Below are 17376 nucleotides of genomic sequence, written 5' to 3' on the forward strand. Positions count from 1 at the left end.
AGGGGGACGAATGCGAATTCTGGTCGTCGAGGATGACAAGGAGCTGAACCGTCAGCTGTCGGAGGCGCTGGTCGATGCCGGCTATGTCGTCGACCGCGCCTATGACGGCGAGGAGGGGCATTTCCTCGGCGACACCGAACCCTATGACGCGGTGGTGCTCGACATCGGCCTGCCGCAGATGGACGGCATCTCCGTGATGGAGAAATGGCGCCGCGAAGGGCGCAAGATGCCAGTGCTGATGCTGACCGCGCGCGACCGCTGGAGCGACAAGGTCGCCGGCATCGACGCCGGCGCCGACGACTACGTGACCAAGCCGTTCCACATCGAGGAAGTGCTGGCGCGCATCAGGGCGCTGATCCGCCGCGCGGCGGGGCATGCCTCGTCGGAACTTGTCTGCGGGCCGGTGCGGCTCGACACGGCGGCCTCGAAGGTCGACGTGGACGGCAAGCCGCTCAAGCTCACCTCGCACGAGTTCCGCCTGCTCGCCTATCTAATGCACCATGTCGGCAAGGTCGTCTCGCGCACGGAGCTGGTGGAGCACCTCTACGATCAGGATTTCGACCGCGATTCCAACACGATCGAGGTCTTCGTCGGCCGCCTGCGCAAGAAGATGGGCATCGACATGATCGAGACCGTGCGCGGCATGGGCTATCGCCTGCGCGAGCCCGATGCGTGACCGGCGAGGCGCAGGGCGCTGAGCGGAGCGTGCGGCGGCCGACAATCTGGCTGCCGAAATCGCTCGCCACGCGCGTCATCACCTTCTCCACCATCTGGGCGATCCTCGCTCTGGTGGTCATCGCGACCGTCGTCTCGACGCTGTTCCGCGAAGCTTCAGAGCGCGGCTTCGACAGCCTGCTTTCTGCCAATCTCTTCAACCTGGTGGCCTCCGTCGGCGCGGACGACGGCGGCAACCTGACCGGCACGCCTGAGCTCGGCGACGAGCGCTATCTCACGCCTGATTCCGGCTGGTACTGGTCTGTCGAGCCGCAGACGGCGGGGCTGAAGGGTGACCTGCGCTCGGCATCACTACAGGCGACGATACCGGCGCCCTCCGTGACGGAGGTGCCGTTCGAGAGCGGCTTTCAGCGCAGATACAAGGCAACCGGGCCGAACGGCCAGAGCCTTGCGGTGCTGGAGACGGAAGTGGTGCTCGGCGCACCGGACCGCATCGCGCGCTATCGCGTGATGGGCAATCTCGACGACCTGAATGCCGAGATCTCCTATTTCAACCAGCAGCTCTACACCTATCTGGCGCTGTTCGGCGTCGGCATGATCGCGATCAACGCCGCGGCGATCTGGCTGGGGCTGCGCCCGCTCGGCCGCGTGCGCGAGGCCTTGCAGAGCGTGCGCGAGGGCACGGCGAAGCGACTGGACGGAACCTTCCCGGCCGAGATCGAGCCGCTCGCCAACGAGACCAATGCGCTGATCGAGAACAACCGCCGCATCCTGGAGCGCTCGCGCACGCGGGTGGGCAACCTGGCGCATTCGCTGAAGACGCCGCTCGCGGTGCTGACCAACGAGGGCCACGCGCTGGGCGGCGAGAAGGGCCGGCTGATCTCCGAGCAGACCGGCGCGATGAAGCAGCAGATCGACCACTACTTGCAGCGCGCACGTATCGCGGCGCAACGCGAGAGCGTGGTATTCCGAGCGCCCGTCGTGCCGGTGCTGGAACGGATGACGCGGGTGATGGCGAAGCTCAACCCGAAGATCGACGTCGCCTTCGAGCATGAGGGCGGCGATGTGGTCTTTGCCGGCGAGCGCGAGGACCTGGAGGAGATCGCCGGCAACCTGCTCGAGAACGCGATGAAATGGGGCCGGACGCAGGTCATGGTCACGCTGGCCGACCCGGCGCCGGACGCGGCCGACAGTTTCGTCATGACTGTGGAGGACGACGGGCCCGGGATTCCCGAGGACAAGGCGCGCGAGGCGCTGAAGCGCGGCCGCCGGCTGGACGAGTCGAAGCCCGGCACCGGGCTGGGCCTCGCCATCGTTTCCGACCTCGTGGCGGAGTATGGCGGCACGCTGAGGCTCGAACGGTCGGAACTCGGCGGACTGCGCGCCGTTGTGCAAATGCGAAAAGCCGCATGACAGCGGAACAAAATTAGGACAAACATCGCCCCTAGGGCTCCCCGAAGGCGCGATCGCGGACGCATCGGAACCGGATGGAATGAAAATATCGGCAGGGATAGTCGCGGTGGCGCTTACGCTTGGCGGATGCGCGACCAGCAATACGGGTGCATCGGGCGTGTCCGGCTTCGCCGGCCAGCCGACGCGCCCCTCCGCGCAGCCGGCCGGGCAGGCGATCATCAAGGCGATGGCCGGCGGGCTGATCGGCGGCAATGTCGGAACCGGCCTGTCCAGTAACGAAAAAGTGCAGGCGCTCGAGGCAGAGCACGCGCGCTCGAATATTCGCAGCCGGGCCAGCCGGTGGCCTGGGGCGACAAGGGCTCCGGCCGCTACGGCGAGGTCGCGGCGGCGCAGCCATACCGCGTCGGCTCGCAGGATTGCCGACAATACACGCATACGGTGACGCTTGGCGGCGCCCAGAACGTCGCGCGGGGCACGGCCTGCCGCAATTCCGACGGCAGCTGGACACCTCTGACCTAGCGGTCTGCCAGCTTTGCTGCAGATCAAAGCGGCGCAGCTTGCGCCCGCATAGGGACATCATCGTTCGCCATAACCGGCAAAAGGCCGCATCCCGCCTCTGTTGGCAGGGGAAGGGGCGATGGCTAAATGGTGCCCATGTTGTTCTGGATCGCCGCCGCTGCGCTGACGCTTGCCGCCTGCCTGGCGGTGCTGGTGCCGTTGACGCGCCAGCGCGCGGCCGCCGCCGACGGTGGCCATGACGTCGAGGTCTATCGCGACCAGTTGCAGGAGGTCGAGCGCGACGCTGCGCGCGGCGCCATCGAGGCCTCGCAGGCCGAGCAGGCCAAGGTGGAGATCGCCCGACGGCTGCTGAAGGCCGACGCCGATGCGCGATCCGCGCGCGCGGCAGGCCAAGGCGGCGCGGTGCGTATCGCCGGACTTGTCGGCGTGCTCGTCATTCCGCTGGTAAGCTGGGGCCTCTACACGACGATCGGCGCGCCGGGCCTGCCGGGCGAGCCGCTGGCCGAGCGCATGGCGCGCAACCCGTCCGAGAGCACGGTCGACGAACTGGTGGCGCGGGCCGAAAAGCACCTTGCAGAAAATCCCGACGATGCGCGCGGCTGGGAGGTGCTGGGCCCCGTCTACATGCGCCAGCAGCGTTTCGCGGATGCCGCGACCGCCTGGCGCAACGCGATTCGACTTGCCGGTTCCAACGCGCAGCGCGAGAGCGCGCTCGGCGAGGCGATCGCCGCTGCGGCCGGCGGCGTGATCACCGCCGAGGCGCATGCTGCCTTCGAACGGGCGCTTACGCATGATCCGAACGAGCCGAAGGCGCGTTTCCTGCTGGCGAGCGGGCTGGCGCAAGAAGGCAGGATTGCAGAGGCCGCGGAGGCCTGGCGGACGCTGAGGGCGGTTCTCCCCGCCGATTCGGGCTGGCGCGAGCCGGTCGATCGCGCGATCGCGGAAGCCGAGGAACAGCTCGGCGCACCCGCGGCGAAGGGACCGGACGCGGATGCTGTGGCTGCCGCGAACGAGATTTTGCCGCAGGACAGGCAGCAGATGATCGAAGGCATGGTGGCGAGCCTCGACGAGAAACTGCGCGCCAATCCCGATGACCTGGAAGGATGGCAGCGCCTCATTCGTTCCTATGTGGTGCTCGGCCGCGCCGACGATGCAAAGGCCGCGCTCGGGCGTGCGCTGGCCGGCCTCGAAGGCGACAAGAAGGATCAGGTGAGCGCGTTCGCGGCGGAGCTCGGGGTGAGGGTGGACGGCTGATGACCAGGAAGCAGAAACGGCTGGCGGTGATCGCGGGCGCGCTGGTGTTTCTTGGCAGCGCGACGGGACTGACCTTTTACGCGCTCGGCCAGCGGACCTCCTATTTCTACATGCCGGCGGATCTCGCCGAGAAGCCGGTGGAGCCCGGCCAGCGCATCCGCCTTGGCGGGCTAGTGGAGAAGGGCTCGATTCAGCGCGGGCAGGGCACCGAGGTCGAGTTCGCGGTGACCGACCAGATCAAGGTGGTCAAGGTCGTCTACAACGGCCTGTTGCCCGACCTTTTCCGCGAGGAACAGGGCGTGGTCACCGAAGGCACGTTCGACGCCCGCGGCGTCTTCGTGGCGGACAGCGTGCTGGCCAAGCACGACGAGAACTACATGCCGAAGGAAGTGGCCGACAGCCTGAAGGAAAAGGGCGTCTGGCAGCATACCGGCGACGGAAGCTGAGCAGATGGTCGAGATCGGACACTTCGCCCTCGTTCTCGCCTTCGCGCTGAGCCTCGTGCAGGCATCACTGCCCTTCATCGGCGCGCGAACGCGTCAGGACCGGCTGATGGCGGTCGGCGGGCCGGTTGCGGTGACCGGCTTCGCGATGACCGCGCTGTCGTTCCTCGCGCTGATCGTCGCCTATGTGCAGTCCGACTTCTCGGTACTCAACGTCTGGGAGAACTCCCATTCGGCCAAGCCGCTGCTCTACAAGATCACCGGCACATGGGGGAACCACGAGGGCTCGATGCTTTTGTGGGTGCTCATCCTCACCTTCTTCGGCGCGCTGGTCGCCGCCTTCGGGCGCAACCTGCCGGCGGTGCTGAAAGCGGATGTGATCTCGGTGCAGGGACTGATCGGCGCGGCCTTCTTCCTGTTCGTGCTGACGACCTCCAACCCGTTCGTGCGGCTCTCGCCGGCACCGATCGAGGGCAACGACCTCAATCCGGTGCTGCAGGACGTCGGGCTCGCGATCCATCCGCCGCTGCTCTACCTCGGCTATGTCGGCTTCTCGGTCTGCTTCTCCTTTGCCGTGGCGGCGCTGGTCGAGGGCAGGATCGATGCGGCTTGGGCACGCTGGGTGAGGCCCTGGACGCTCGCCGCATGGATATTCCTCACCGGCGGCATCGCGATGGGCTCCTACTGGGCCTATTACGAGCTCGGCTGGGGCGGGTTCTGGTTCTGGGACCCGGTCGAGAACGCCTCCTTCATGCCATGGCTCGCGGGGACGGCACTGCTCCACTCGGCAATCGTGATGGAACGGCGCGAGGCGCTGAAGATCTGGACGATCCTTCTGGCGCTGCTCGCCTTCTCGCTGTCGCTGCTCGGCACCTTCCTCGTGCGCTCGGGCGTCTTGACCTCGGTGCATGCGTTTGCGACCGATCCGACGCGCGGTGTGTTCATCCTTGCGTTGCTCGCCTTCTTCGTCGGCGGCTCCTTCTCGCTCTTCGCGTTCCGCGCGCAGTCGCTGCAGGCGGGCGGCCTGTTCCAGCCGATCTCGCGCGAGGGCGCGCTGGTGCTCAACAATCTCTTCCTGACCACGGCGACGGCGACCGTCTTCGTGGGCACGCTCTATCCGCTGGCGCTGGAGGCGCTGACCGGCGAGAAGATTTCGGTGGGCGCGCCCTTCTTCAACCTCACCTTTGGCGCGCTGATGGTGCCGCTTATCGTCGCCGTGCCGTTCGGGCCGTTGTTGGCATGGAAGCGCGGCGACCTCTTCGCGGCAGGCCAGCGCCTGTTCGCGGCTGCGGGAGCGGCGGTGCTGGCGGGTCTCGTCGCCATCTTCTTCGTCGACGGGACGACGGCCTTCGCCGCGGTGGGCTTCGGGCTGGCGACCTGGCTGCTGATCGGCGCGGCGACCGACCTGGTGCTGAAGGCTGGCATTGGCAGTGTGAGCGCTTCGGTCGCGCTGCGCCGCTTCACCGGCTTGCCGCGCTCGGTGGTCGGCACGGCGCTGGCGCATTTCGGACTTGGGCTGACCGTGCTCGGCGTGGCTGCCGTCAGTTCGCTGCAGGCGGAGCGGATCGTCGCCATGCAGCCGGGCGATACGGTCGCGATTTCGGGCTATGTGCTGAAGTTCGACCGCATGGAGCCGGTGCGCGGTCCGAATTTTACCGAGGACCGGGCGCACTTCGCCTTGTCGAGCGCGGGCGGCCGCAGCCTCGGCGAGATTGTCTCCTCGAAGCGCGTCTATACCGCGCGGCAGATGCCGACAACGGAGGCGGGCATCGCGACGCGCGGCTTCAGTCAAGTCTATGTCTCGCTCGGCGATCCGGCCGCGAATGGCGGCACGGTGGTGCGCGTCTGGGCATAAGCCGCTGGTGACGCTGATCTGGATCGGCGCGCTGGTGATGATGGCGGGCGGGATGATGTCGCTTGCCGACAGGCGCCTGCGGGTCGGCGCACCGGCCAAGCGGAAGCTCAAGGCTGCGCCGGCCGGGGTGCCCGCCGAATGAGCGTCCGGCGTCTTCTGATCCTGCTCGCGGCGCTGTTTCTTGCCGTCCAGCCTCTGGCCTTGCGTGCAGTGACGCCGGACGAGGTCCTGCCGGATCCGGCGCTGGAGGCGAGGGCGCGCGCGATCTCGGCCGGCCTGCGCTGCATGATCTGCCAGAACCAGTCGATCGACGAATCGGATGCGGACCTTGCGCGCGACCTGCGCATCCTGGTGCGCCAGCGGCTCGTCGCAGGCGACACGGACCAGCAGGTGATCGCCTATGTCGTCTCGCGCTACGGCGAGTTCGTGCTGCTGAAGCCCATCTTCAATTGGCGCAACGCGCTTCTGTGGGGCACCCCGGTGCTGCTGCTCCTCGCGGGCGGAGGCTATATCCTGCTCGCTGCGCGCCGGCGCCGGCCGGCGCCCGCCCAGGCTCTCTCCGACGAGGAGAAGGCAGCCCTCGCCGATGCGCTGCGGCGGGAGGAGTAAGACGTTCATCAGGCTTTCGTTGCGAACCGGCTCCGGATCGACTATGTATCGTCAATGTAGATACTCTGCGCGTCAGCCGGGAGATGTTGAATGATCGCCACCGTAGCGAAATGGGGAAACAGCCTGGCTGTGCGGATTCCGGCCGCGTTCGCACGGGAAACCGCGATTGGCGACGGTGTTTCGGTGGATATTTCCGTGGTGGACGGAATGATCGTCATGCGGCCGGTAAACGACCCGCACGCCTACGACCTGAACGATCTTCTTGCCGGAATAACGGACGACAACCGCCACGGTGAAGTGGCTACCGGTCAGGCGGTCGGCAATGAGGTCTGACAAGCCCTACTGCCCTGACCGCTTCGACATCATTCATATCCAGTTCAACCCGCAGGCCGGCCGGGAACAGGCGGACAAGCGCTATGCGTTCGTGCTGTCGCCGAGAAAATACAACCAGATCGCACGCCTGTGCGTCCTGTGCCCGATTACCACGCAGGTGAAGGGATACCCCTTCGAAGTCGCGATACCCGATGGCGGCAAGACGCGAGGCGTGGTCCTGTCGGACCAGATCAAAAGCCTCGACTGGTCGGCCCGCGGCTCCGAGTTCCACGAAAACCGACCTGATATCGCTCCGCCGCTGATCGGCAAGCTGAAGGCGCTTCTGCCGTTCTGAAACCGGAGGGCCTCACGTCCCCGCCAACATTACGAAACTTTCATTTCCCGGAAAGAACGCCGTAATGTGACCGCCTCTATCTCTCATGTCCGACGGTGCGCAGGGCGCATCAGATTCTGGAAAGGACATGATCGAGATGAGCAACGTTTCTTCCCCGGCGAGAAAGCGACTGCTGGCTGCGGCCGCTTCCCTCGCGATCGCCGGCGCGATCGGCGTCGGCGCAGTGACCAGCGCGACGATCCCCGTCTTCGCCGAGGCGGTGCGGGTCGATGCCCCGCAGGCTCCGGCTTCGCCGACGTGGTCGAGAAGGTTTCCCCGGCAGTTGTGAGTGTGCGCGTCAAGTCGCGCATCGAGTCCGCCTCGGACGATTCCGGCTCGCTCTTCGGCGGCCCAGGCGGTGGCTTCTTCAACGGTCCCGGTTTCGACGAGCTTCCCAACGACCATCCGCTCAAGCGCTTCTTCCGCGAGTTCCGCGGCGACGGTCCCCGTGCCGAAGGTCCGCGTTCGGAGCGCCGTCAGGAGCGCCAGCAGCGCCGCGCCGAGCGGATGCGCCCGTCCTCGCAGGGCTCCGGCTTCTTCATCTCCGAGGACGGCTACCTCGTCACCAACAATCACGTCGTGAGCGGCGGTGCTGAATACACCGTCGTGATGGACAATGGCGACGAGCTCGACGCCAAGCTGGTCGGCACCGACGAGCGGACCGATCTTGCCGTGCTCAAGGTCGATGCCCAGCGCAAGTTCACCTATGTGGCCTTTGCCGACGACTCGAAGATCCGTGTCGGTGACTGGGTCGTGGCGGTCGGCAATCCGTTCGGCCTCGGTGGCACGGTGACGGCCGGCATCGTCTCGGCGCGCGGCCGCGACATCGGCGCCGGCCCTTATGACGACTTCATCCAGATTGACGCGGCGGTTAACCGCGGCAACTCCGGCGGCCCGGCTTTCAACCTCAACGGGGAAGTGGTCGGCATCAACACGGCGATCTTCTCGCCTTCGGGCGGCAATGTCGGCATCGCCTTCGCCATCCCCGCGACCACGGCCAAGGACGTCGTCGCCAAGCTGATGGACGGTGGTTCGATCCAGCGCGGCTGGCTGGGCGTCCAGATCCAGCCGGTGACGGACGAGATCGCCGAATCGATCGGCCTCGACAAGCCGCGCGGCGCGCTGGTGAGCGAGGCGCAGGCGGACGGCCCGGCCAAGGCGGTGGGCATCGCCGCGGGTGACGTGATCGTCTCGGTCGACAAGAAGCCCGTGGCCTCGCCGCGTGAGCTCGCCCGACTGGTCGGCAACATCGACCCCGGCAAGAACGTATCGGTCGAGGTGTGGCGCGCCGGCAAGTCGCAGACCTTCGAGGTCAAGCTCGGCACGCTGCCGGGCGCCCAGGACCGCGCCGACACGACCCCGGACAAGGCCACGCCCGAGACCGGTTCGCTCGAGGGCTTCGGCCTGACCGTCACCAAGGCGGAAGACGGCAAGGGCCTCGTCGTGACCGACGTCGAATCCGACAGCGAAGCCGCCGATCGCGGCATCCAGGCGGGCGACGTGATCACCGCGGTGAACTCGAAGGAAGTCTCCAGCGCGGCCGATGTCGAGGCCGCGGTGCAGGAAGCCTCAAAGGCCGGCCGCAAGGCGGTGCTATTCCAGGTGACCCGCGACCAGACCAACCGCTTCGTCGCCCTTCCGGTGGCGCGCGGCTGACGATCCAGGGGCCGGCCGCTTGTGAGGAGCGGCCGGCTTCGCGGACAGGCGCGGGCCGTTCGACTCTCGCGCCGGCGGCAGCGGGCTCCCCCCATCGCCCGCTGTCCGCTTTTCAGGCAGGTCGATCGCGAGATCGGGCGGAACGCGCAGTCCTGCTTTTTCCGCCAGATCGCCTATATGTGACGCATGAAGATTCTGGTAATCGAGGACGACCGCGAGGCGGCGGAATATCTGGAGCGGGCGCTCACCGAGGCCGGCCATACCGCCCATGTCGCGCGCGACGGCGAGACGGGCTTCAGCCTTGCAGATTCCGGCGATTACGACATCCTCGTCATCGACCGCATGCTCCCGCGCCGCGACGGCCTGTCGGTCATCGCGGGGCTCAGGGCACGCGGCAACGAGACGCCGGTGCTGATCCTCTCCGCGCTCGGCGAGGTCGACGACCGAGTCACTGGGCTGCGCGCCGGCGGCGACGACTATCTCACCAAGCCCTATGCCTTCTCCGAACTCCTGGCGCGCGTCGAGGTGCTGAAGCGGCGCGCGACCTCGCGCGACAGCGAGACCACCTACCGGACGGGCGACCTCGAGCTCGACCGCCTGTCGCACGCGGTGCGGCGCGCCGGCAAGGAGATCGCGCTGCAGCCGCGCGAGTTCCGCCTGCTCGAATACCTGATGCGGCATGCGGGGCAGGTGGTGACCCGCACCATGCTGCTGGAGAACGTCTGGGACTATCATTTCGACCCCCAGACCAACGTGATCGACGTTCACGTCTCGCGGCTGCGCTCGAAGATCGAGAAGGGCTTCGAGAAGCCGCTGCTCCACACCGTCCGCGGCGCGGGCTACATGCTCCGGGCCTGACATGGGCCGACTGCCCGCGATCTTCCGCACGACGGCCGCCCGGCTGTCCGCGCTCTATCTCCTGCTCTTTGCGGCGTCGGCGCTGGTGCTGGTCGTCTACATGACGTCGCTGTCGACGCGCATGCTGACCGACCAGACGCGCGAGACGATCCTGGAGGAGGTGCTGTCGCTCTCGCGCTTCTACGAGAGCGGCGGCCTGTCGCGGCTCGTGCGGGTGGTGTCACAGCGCTCTCGCCAGCCTGGCGCCTATCTTTATCTCCTGACCGACCCCAACGGCCGCCCGCTGGCCGGCAATGTCGAGAGCCTGGAGCCCGGCGTTCTGGAGACGGACGGCTGGACCGAGCGGCCGTTCTCCTATCGCCGCTACGGCGATGCGAACAACCAGGCCCAGACAGTGGACGGCCACAGGGCGATTGCACAGGTGGTGCGGCTGCCCAACACCATGATCATCCTGGTTGGCCGCGATCTCGGCGAGCCGGAGCAGTTCCGGCTGGTGGTTCGCCGCGCCCTGACCGCGGCATTGGCGCTGATGGGCATCGGCGCCTTCGTCATCTGGTTCTTCGTCGGCCGCCAGGCGCTGCACCGCATCGACAACATCTCCGACGCCTCGAAGCGCATCATGGGCGGCGACCTTTCCGGCCGGCTGCCGGTGACGGGCACGGGCGACGAGTTCGACCGGCTGTCGGAGAACCTGAACGGCATGCTCGCCCGCATCGGCGCGCTGAACGACGGCCTGAAGCAGGTTTCGGACAACATCGCGCATGACCTCAAGACGCCGCTCACCCGGCTGCGCAACCGCGTCGAGGCGACGCTCGCCGGCTCGCGCACGGAGGCCGAGTATCGCGAGGCGCTGGAGGCGGCGATCGCCGAATCCGACCAGCTCATCCGCACCTTCAACGCGATCCTGATGATCTCGCGGCTGGAGGCCGGCTATTCGGCGGAGGCGACGGACGAGGTCGATCTCGCCGCGATCCTGCGCGACGTGGTGGAACTCTACGAGCCGGCCGCAGAGGAAGCGGGCGTGACGCTGACCGCCGAGGACAATGCGGAGGCGAAGATCACCGGCAACAGGGAACTGATCGGCCAGGCGCTGTCCAATATTGTCGACAACGCGATCAAGTATTCCGCCGGCGCCGACGGCGGGGCGAAGGTAACCGTGTCCATCACCCGGCAGGACGGAACTTTCCGCCTCGGCGTCGCCGACAACGGGCCGGGCATCCCGCCCGAGGACCGCGTGCAGGCGACGGAACGCTTCGTGCGGCTGGAGAAGAGCCGGTCGCAGCCCGGCTCCGGCCTGGGTCTCAGCCTTGCCAAGGCGGTGATGACATTCCACGGTGGCACGCTGGAACTGTCCGGGAGGGAGCCCGGCTTGCTGGTGGAAATGGTGTTTCCGCGTCAGGGGGGGATGATGGCAAAGGCAGCGGCCGCGAAAGAGGCGGCGGGGGAGGGGAACTGGTTCGGGGCTGCTCCGGCGCGGCTCGTGCCGCTCGACGCGGGGGCGGCGAAGGCCGAATTTGCCGACCTGATCTCGAATGCCGGCGAGGCGGGACTGGACGGTCTTGTGGCCGATCTCTCACGCGCTGGCGCGACGGTGGATTTCCTCGAAGCGGCGCTCGACCTCTCGTCCTTCCTGCGCGACAGCATGCGCCGCGCACCGCAGATTCTCGACCACCTGCGCGCCGCGCCCGCGCCCGAGCGGATCGACGCCATCCTGGGGGAGGTGGAGGCCCTCGGCCGCGCGCCCGAGATCGCCGAGGCAAGGCTGATGGCCGAGCTCAGACGGCTCAAGACGGAAGCGCATGCGCTGATCGCGCTATGCGACCTCGCGCGTGTGTTCGATGCCGAGGCCACCGTCCACCGGCTGAGCAGGCTTGCCGATGCGGCGATCGGCGCGGCGGTCTCGTTCCTGCTGCGCGACGCCCACAACCAGGGCAAGATCACCCTGCCTGATCCGTCCGACCCGTCGAAGGAGTCCGGCTGGATCCTGCTTGCAATGGGCAAGCTTGGCGCACATGAGCTCAATTTCTCCTCCGACATCGACCTGATCTCGTTCTTCGATCCGGAAGCGCGGGCGATCACCGATCCCTACGAGGCGAACGAGTTGTTCGCGCGGCTGACGCGGCGGCTGGTGCGTATCCTCCAGGACCGCACCGAGGACGGCTATGTCTTCCGCACCGACCTGAGGCTCAGGCCCGACCCGGGCTCGACGCCCCTGGCGATTCCCGTCAGCGCGGCGCTGCACTACTACGAGAGCCGCGGCCAGAATTGGGAACGGGCGGCGATGATCAAGGCGCGGCCGGTCGCAGGCGACATCGAGGCGGGCAGCGCCTTCCTCGCCGAGCTGAAACCTTATGTCTGGCGCAAATACATGGACTTCGCCGCGATTGCCGATGTCCATTCGATCAAGCGGCAGATCCATGCCCATAAGGGGCACGGCGACATCGCGGTCAAGGGCCACAACGTCAAGCTCGGGCGCGGCGGCATCCGCGAGATCGAGTTCTTCGTCCAGACGCAGCAACTGATCGCCGGCGGCCGCTTCCAGGAACTGCGCGGGCGCGAGACGGTGGCGATGCTGGGCGAGCTCGCGAACCGCGGCTGGATCTCGCCCGAGGCGCGCGACGCGTTGGTCAAGCAAGTACTGGTTCCTGCGCGACGTCGAGCATGCGATCCAGATGGTGGCGGACGAGCAGACGCATCTCTTGCCCGAGGACGACGAGGGGCTGGAGCGCATCGCGCATATGCGCGGCTACAAGGATGCGACCGCCTTCTCCGCCGACTTCCGCGCCTCGCTGCAGGTGGTGGAGAAGCACTACGCGGCGCTGTTCGAATCCGCGCCGCAGCTTTCCGCGGGCGTCGGCAATCTCGTCTTCACCGGCGATGTCGACGATCCCGACACGCTGCAGACGCTGTCGCAGCTCGGTTTCGAGCGGCCGAGCGACATCTGCCGCGTCATCCGCACCTGGCATTTCGGTCGCTACCGCGCAGCGCAGTCCGCCGAGGCGAGGGAACGGCTGACGGAGCTGACGCCAGCACTCCTGCAGGCCTTCGGCAACACACGGCGCGCCGACGAGGCGCTGATGCGCTTCGATGCGTTCCTCGCCGGCTTGCCGGCGGGCATCCAGCTCTTCTCGCTGCTCCAGTCCAACCCGGCGTTGCTGAACCTTCTGGCGATGATCATGGGCGCTGCACCGCGGCTGGCGGCGATCATCACCAAACGGCCGCACGTCTTCGACGGCCTGCTCGACCCGATGCTGATGGCGGAGCTGCCGGACCGGCGCTATCTCGCCGGGCGTCTCGGCGCCTTCCTCGAGGCCGTGAGCCTGCACGAAGAAATCCTCGACCGGCTGCGCATCTTTGCGGCGGAACAGAAATTCCTGATCGGCATCCGCCTGCTCACGGGTGCGATCGACGCGACGCGCGCCGGCAAGGCGTTTTCCGACCTCGCCGACCTCACCATCGGGGCGGCGCTGGAGGCCGTCCGTGCCGAGTTCTCCGTCCGGCATGGCAGGGTGGCGGGCGAGAAGGTGGCCCTGCTCGGCATGGGCAAGCTCGGCAGCCACGAACTCACCGCAGGTTCCGACGTCGACATGATCCTGCTCTACGACCATTCGGAGGCCGCCGAGGAGTCCGACGGCGAAAAGCCGCTGGCGCCGGCGCTCTATTTCACGCGGTTGACGCAGCGCCTGATCGCAGCCGTGTCGGCGCCGACGGCGGAGGGCGTTCTCTACGAGATCGACCTGCGCCTGCGGCCCTCCGGCAACAAGGGTCCGGTCGCCACCCACATCGTTTCGTTCCGCAAATACCAGCGCGAGGAGGCCGAGACCTGGGAGCACATGGCGCTGACCCGGGCGCGCGTGGTGGCGGGCGACGCCGATTTTGCCGCCGCGATCGAGTTGGAGGTCGCGGGCGTCGTCGCGGCGCCCCGCGATTTCGCCTCCGTGGCGCGCGAGGCGCGGCAGATGCGGGCGCTGATCGAAAAGGAGAAGCCGCCGGCCGACGAATGGGACCTGAAGCTGGTGCCGGGCGGGCTGATCGACCTTGAATTCGTCGCGCAGGTCGCATCGCTGACCGACCGTGTCGAGGGCGAGGGGCGGACGACCGCCACGGCCGAGGTGCTGCGCCGCCTCGCGGACGACTTCGCGGGCGCGCAGGTTCGTGGCGACCTCTTCGAGGCGCATCGACTCTATACAGGCCTCACGCAGGTAATGCGGCTCTGTCTGACCGAAAACTTCGATCCCGCCGATATTCCGCCCGGTTTGTCCGATCTGCTCATCCGCAGTGCCGACGCGCCGGACCTCGGTGTCCTGCGCGCGCTGCTGCACGATACGACCGGGAACGTGCGAAAGCATTTCGACGCTCTCCTAAGTGGAAATCCGCATCGCGGTAGTGGAAATGACATGATCCGGTGCCCATGTGCGGATCAGGTCGAAGAATGGAGCAGAGAATGAAGAAGTCGGTTCTAGCCTGGACTTTCGTGGCGTTTGCCGGTGCTATCGGGGCCACCGCGTCCCAGGCTGTCGCGCAGGACGAGGCGCGTTTCGAACGTCTGGATGCGGACAAGAGCGGCGATATCTCGTTTGAGGAATTCGTTACAGTGGTCAAGGATCGCCTCGAGAAGGCGGACTCGGATGGTGACGGCAAGCTGACGGTCGAGGAGATTTCCACGACCTTCCAGGGGCCGCAGGCCAAGGATCAGGCGGCGACGCTCGTCAAACACTTCGATGCGGACAAGGACGGCACTGTCACCCTCACCGAGGTGGAGGAGCGTCGCAAGCAGCGCTTCGCCAAGCTGGACACCAACTCCGACGGCAAGCTGGTGAGGGAAGAGATGTCCAGCGGGGCGGCCGCGCCGGCCCGCAGCACCGGTAAGGGTGACCGGCTGAAGGCGTCGGCCGACTGAGGCCGGCCGGCGGCCGTATCGGGGCCGCCTCGTCAGGCAGCCTTTCGTGACGGCTGCGCTGCCGCCTTCTTCTTCACCGGGATGCGCACGGAGACGATTGTCCCGACGCCTTCGGTGGAGCGGATCTTGAGGGCGCCGCCATGCAGTTGGGCCAGCGATCGCGAGATGGCGAGCCCTAACCCGGAACCGGCATGGCTCTTGGTGAACTGGTTCTCGACCTGCTCGAAGGGCTTGCCGAGCTTCTTGAGCGCTTCGCGCGGGATGCCGCAGCCATTGTCCTCAATGGTGAGGATGACCGCGCCGGAGGTTTTTCGGGCGCGAAGGGAAATCTTGCCGCCGGGACCGGTGAACTTGACCGCGTTCGACAGGAGGTTGATCGCGATCTGCTTGATCGCGCGGCGGTCGGCGTTCAGCGTCATCGAATCCGCGATCTTGGTCTCGATCGTGATCGATTTCTGCGCCGCCTGCAGCGAGATTACTCGCACGGTCTCACGCACCAGCGGGCAGAGGTCGATCTGCTCGCGGTCGATCGAGAAGCGGCCCGCCTCGATCTTGGACATGTCGAGGATGTCGTTGATGACGCCGAGCAGGTAGTTGCCGCTGCCCTGGATGTCGCGGACATATTCCTCGTAGCGTTCCGAGCCGAGCGGGCCGAACAGACCTGACTGCATCAGCTCCGAGAAGCCGATGATCGCATTGAGCGGCGTGCGCAACTCGTGCGACATGTTGGCGAGGAATTCCGACTTGGCGCGGTTGGCAGCCTCGGCGCGCTCCGTCTCGCGCATGCACTTCTTGTTGAGTTCCGCCAGCTCGCGTGCACGGTCCTCCTCGGCCTTGCGGGCGACGGACAGGTCGTGGATCGTCGCCATGAGGCGGCGCTCGCTGTCGACCAGCTTTTCCTGGTGCTGCTTGATCTGGGTGATGTCGGCGCCAACCGACACGATGCCGCCGTCGCGCGTCACCATCTCGTTGACCTGCACCCAGCGGCCGTCCTTGAACTGGCGCTCATAGGTGACCGCGCCGTTGCGGCCATTGCCATTGGCGAGCCGGCGCTCGGAGGCGAACGCGGTCATCCGCTCCTCGATCGTGGCGCGCGGCGTTCCCTGCTCGACGTCTGCATCGGCGAGGCCTGCCTGTTCCTGGAAGCGCGTATTGCACATCACCAGCCGCTGGTGCGAATCCCACAGCACGAAGGTCTCGGAAATGTTCTCGATCGCGGTGCGCAGACGGGCGTCCGCTTCCTCCGACTGCATGGCGAGGTGATACTGCTCGGTGACGTCGATGGCGATGCCGAGCAAATGTACGTCCTGCGCATCGGGATCGATGATCTGCGCCCTTGCCCGCACCCACACCCATTGCCCGTTGGCGTGGCGCATGCGGAAGACCCGGTCGATCTGGTCGACCTCGCGGGCGGCGAGCGCCTTGGCCACCGTGAACAGGTCGCCGTCTTCTTCGTGGATGATCTCGTTGACCTCGCCGAAGGACAGCATCGCGTCGCTGGGTTCGTAGCCCAGCATCTCGTACATCGAGCGCGACCAGAACAGCCGCCCGCGGCCCATATCCCAGTCCCACAGGCCGCAGCGGCCGCGCAGCAACGCGGAGTCGATGCGCTGATGGGCTTCCGAATAGATCCTGTCGGCGGCCTGCGCCCGCGCCGCCTGGGCGAAATAGGCGTAGAGGATGACGATCAGCACGCTCGAGGTCAGTACGAACAGCGTCACGTTGAGCGAGACGAGCTTGCGCCAGTCGGCGAACACGGCGTCGGCGGACACCAGCGCCACGGCCGCAAATTTGCGATCGGGCCCGAGATCCGCCGCGGCGAACCAGTGATTGCCGTCGATCGTCACGTCCATCACCCCGGCGCGCTTGCCGAACATGAAGAGCGGCTGGCCGCCGCCGATCTGGCTCTCGAGCCAGCGGCCTTCCCAGCCGATGTCGCGGGGGGCGGCCGCCGTCACGCGGAAGCTGCTGTCGGTCACCAGGAGAACGTGGGTCTGTGCGAGGTTGCCGGTCTGAGCCGCCGCGTCCACCGCGCGCCGGTGGAGGTCGGCGGCGTCCGGCGAAGCGGCCATTTCGGCCTTGAGCGTGGCGGCGATCTCCGATGCCGCGAGCGCCACCATCGAACGCGCGTCGCGCTCGATGTCGTCACGCAGCGCCAGCAGCGAAAGCGCCCGCGTCGCGGCCACGACGATGAGGAAGATGACGATCAGCGCCGGGATCGACCGCCGCAGATAAGGCTCCGCCGCCAGCAGCCGCTTGTAGGCGGGCGCGACGATGATGTCCGGGATTTTCGTCCGTTCGCCGCCTCGTCCGCCGGCAAAAAAACGCCCGCCAGTCGCCCCCCAGGCGCCTGTCTTTCCCATTGAAGGGCCCCGCAAAAGTTGTTGTTCCGGCTATCTGTTCGGAAACGCCGCACATCCGAATCGCCGTATAAGAATCAAACGTGATTCGCCTTGTCCAGAGGCCGATTCAGAAAATCTTTACGATT

The 17376-nt window shown here is 66.9% G+C and carries 11 protein-coding genes and 4 pseudogenes; 14 read left to right on the top strand and 1 reads right to left on the bottom strand.

The features are described 5' to 3' along the window. Positions 1-10: 10 nt before the first annotated feature. From LRS09_RS20200 to LRS09_RS20265, 14 genes and pseudogenes are all read left to right on the top strand, one after another. The gene (locus LRS09_RS20200) at positions 11-676 is read left to right on the top strand and encodes a response regulator transcription factor (RefSeq protein WP_257808675.1); all 666 of its coding nucleotides are present in this window, start codon (positions 11-13) and stop codon (positions 674-676) included. Continuing rightward, positions 673-2088, top strand: coding sequence for an ATP-binding protein (locus LRS09_RS20205; RefSeq protein WP_257808676.1), 1416 nt, complete (start codon positions 673-675; stop codon positions 2086-2088). The genes LRS09_RS20200 and LRS09_RS20205 overlap by 4 nt, the downstream gene beginning before the upstream one ends. 339 nt (positions 2089-2427) lie before the next feature. Then, positions 2428-2607, top strand: coding sequence for a hypothetical protein (locus tag LRS09_RS20210; protein ID WP_257808678.1), 180 nt, complete (start codon positions 2428-2430; stop codon positions 2605-2607). 126 nt (positions 2608-2733) lie between these two features. Beyond that, the gene (ccmI, locus tag LRS09_RS20215) at positions 2734-3861 is read left to right on the top strand and encodes a c-type cytochrome biogenesis protein CcmI (RefSeq protein WP_308240320.1); all 1128 of its coding nucleotides are present in this window, start codon (positions 2734-2736) and stop codon (positions 3859-3861) included. Next, entirely contained in the window at positions 3861-4307 is a 447-nt protein-coding gene (ccmE, locus tag LRS09_RS20220; RefSeq protein ID WP_257808679.1) for a cytochrome c maturation protein CcmE, read from the top strand. The genes ccmI and ccmE overlap by 1 nt, the downstream gene beginning before the upstream one ends. 4 nt (positions 4308-4311) lie before the next feature. Next, positions 4312-6301: pseudogene (locus tag LRS09_RS20225) on the top strand (heme lyase CcmF/NrfE family subunit). Beyond that, positions 6298-6768: a cytochrome c-type biogenesis protein gene (locus LRS09_RS20230; protein WP_257808682.1), complete on the top strand. Its 471-nt coding sequence runs from the start codon at positions 6298-6300 to the stop codon at positions 6766-6768. Before LRS09_RS20225 ends, LRS09_RS20230 begins: the two are co-directional and overlap by 4 nt. A gap of 90 nt (positions 6769-6858) precedes the next feature. Further along, the gene (locus tag LRS09_RS20235; protein WP_257808683.1) at positions 6859-7101 is read left to right on the top strand and encodes an AbrB/MazE/SpoVT family DNA-binding domain-containing protein; all 243 of its coding nucleotides are present in this window, start codon (positions 6859-6861) and stop codon (positions 7099-7101) included. Beyond that, the gene (locus tag LRS09_RS20240) at positions 7091-7435 is read left to right on the top strand and encodes a type II toxin-antitoxin system PemK/MazF family toxin (RefSeq protein ID WP_257808685.1); all 345 of its coding nucleotides are present in this window, start codon (positions 7091-7093) and stop codon (positions 7433-7435) included. The genes LRS09_RS20235 and LRS09_RS20240 overlap by 11 nt, the downstream gene beginning before the upstream one ends. A gap of 127 nt (positions 7436-7562) precedes the next feature. Continuing rightward, a pseudogene (locus LRS09_RS20245) lies at positions 7563-9130 on the top strand (Do family serine endopeptidase). 186 nt (positions 9131-9316) lie between these two features. Continuing rightward, entirely contained in the window at positions 9317-9988 is a 672-nt protein-coding gene (locus tag LRS09_RS20250) for a response regulator transcription factor (RefSeq protein ID WP_257808686.1), read from the top strand. Position 9989: 1 nt separating this feature from the next. Further along, positions 9990-11381: pseudogene (locus tag LRS09_RS20255) on the top strand (ATP-binding protein); the annotation flags it as partial. Positions 11382-11393: 12 nt separating this feature from the next. After that, a pseudogene (locus tag LRS09_RS20260) lies at positions 11394-14436 on the top strand (bifunctional [glutamine synthetase] adenylyltransferase/[glutamine synthetase]-adenylyl-L-tyrosine phosphorylase). Next, positions 14433-14888, top strand: a complete 456-nt coding sequence (locus LRS09_RS20265; protein WP_257808687.1) for an EF-hand domain-containing protein — start codon at positions 14433-14435, stop codon at positions 14886-14888. Before LRS09_RS20260 ends, LRS09_RS20265 begins: the two are co-directional and overlap by 4 nt. Before the next feature lie 32 nt (positions 14889-14920). Here LRS09_RS20265 and LRS09_RS20270 read toward each other — a convergent pair whose 3' ends face one another. After that, positions 14921-17251, bottom strand: a complete 2331-nt coding sequence (locus LRS09_RS20270) for a PAS domain-containing sensor histidine kinase (protein ID WP_257808688.1) — start codon at positions 17249-17251, stop codon at positions 14921-14923. Positions 17252-17376 lie beyond the last annotated feature (125 nt).

The organism is Mesorhizobium sp. J428, assembly GCF_024699925.1.
In the GTDB taxonomy this organism is placed as follows: Bacteria; Pseudomonadota; Alphaproteobacteria; order Rhizobiales; family Rhizobiaceae; genus Mesorhizobium_A.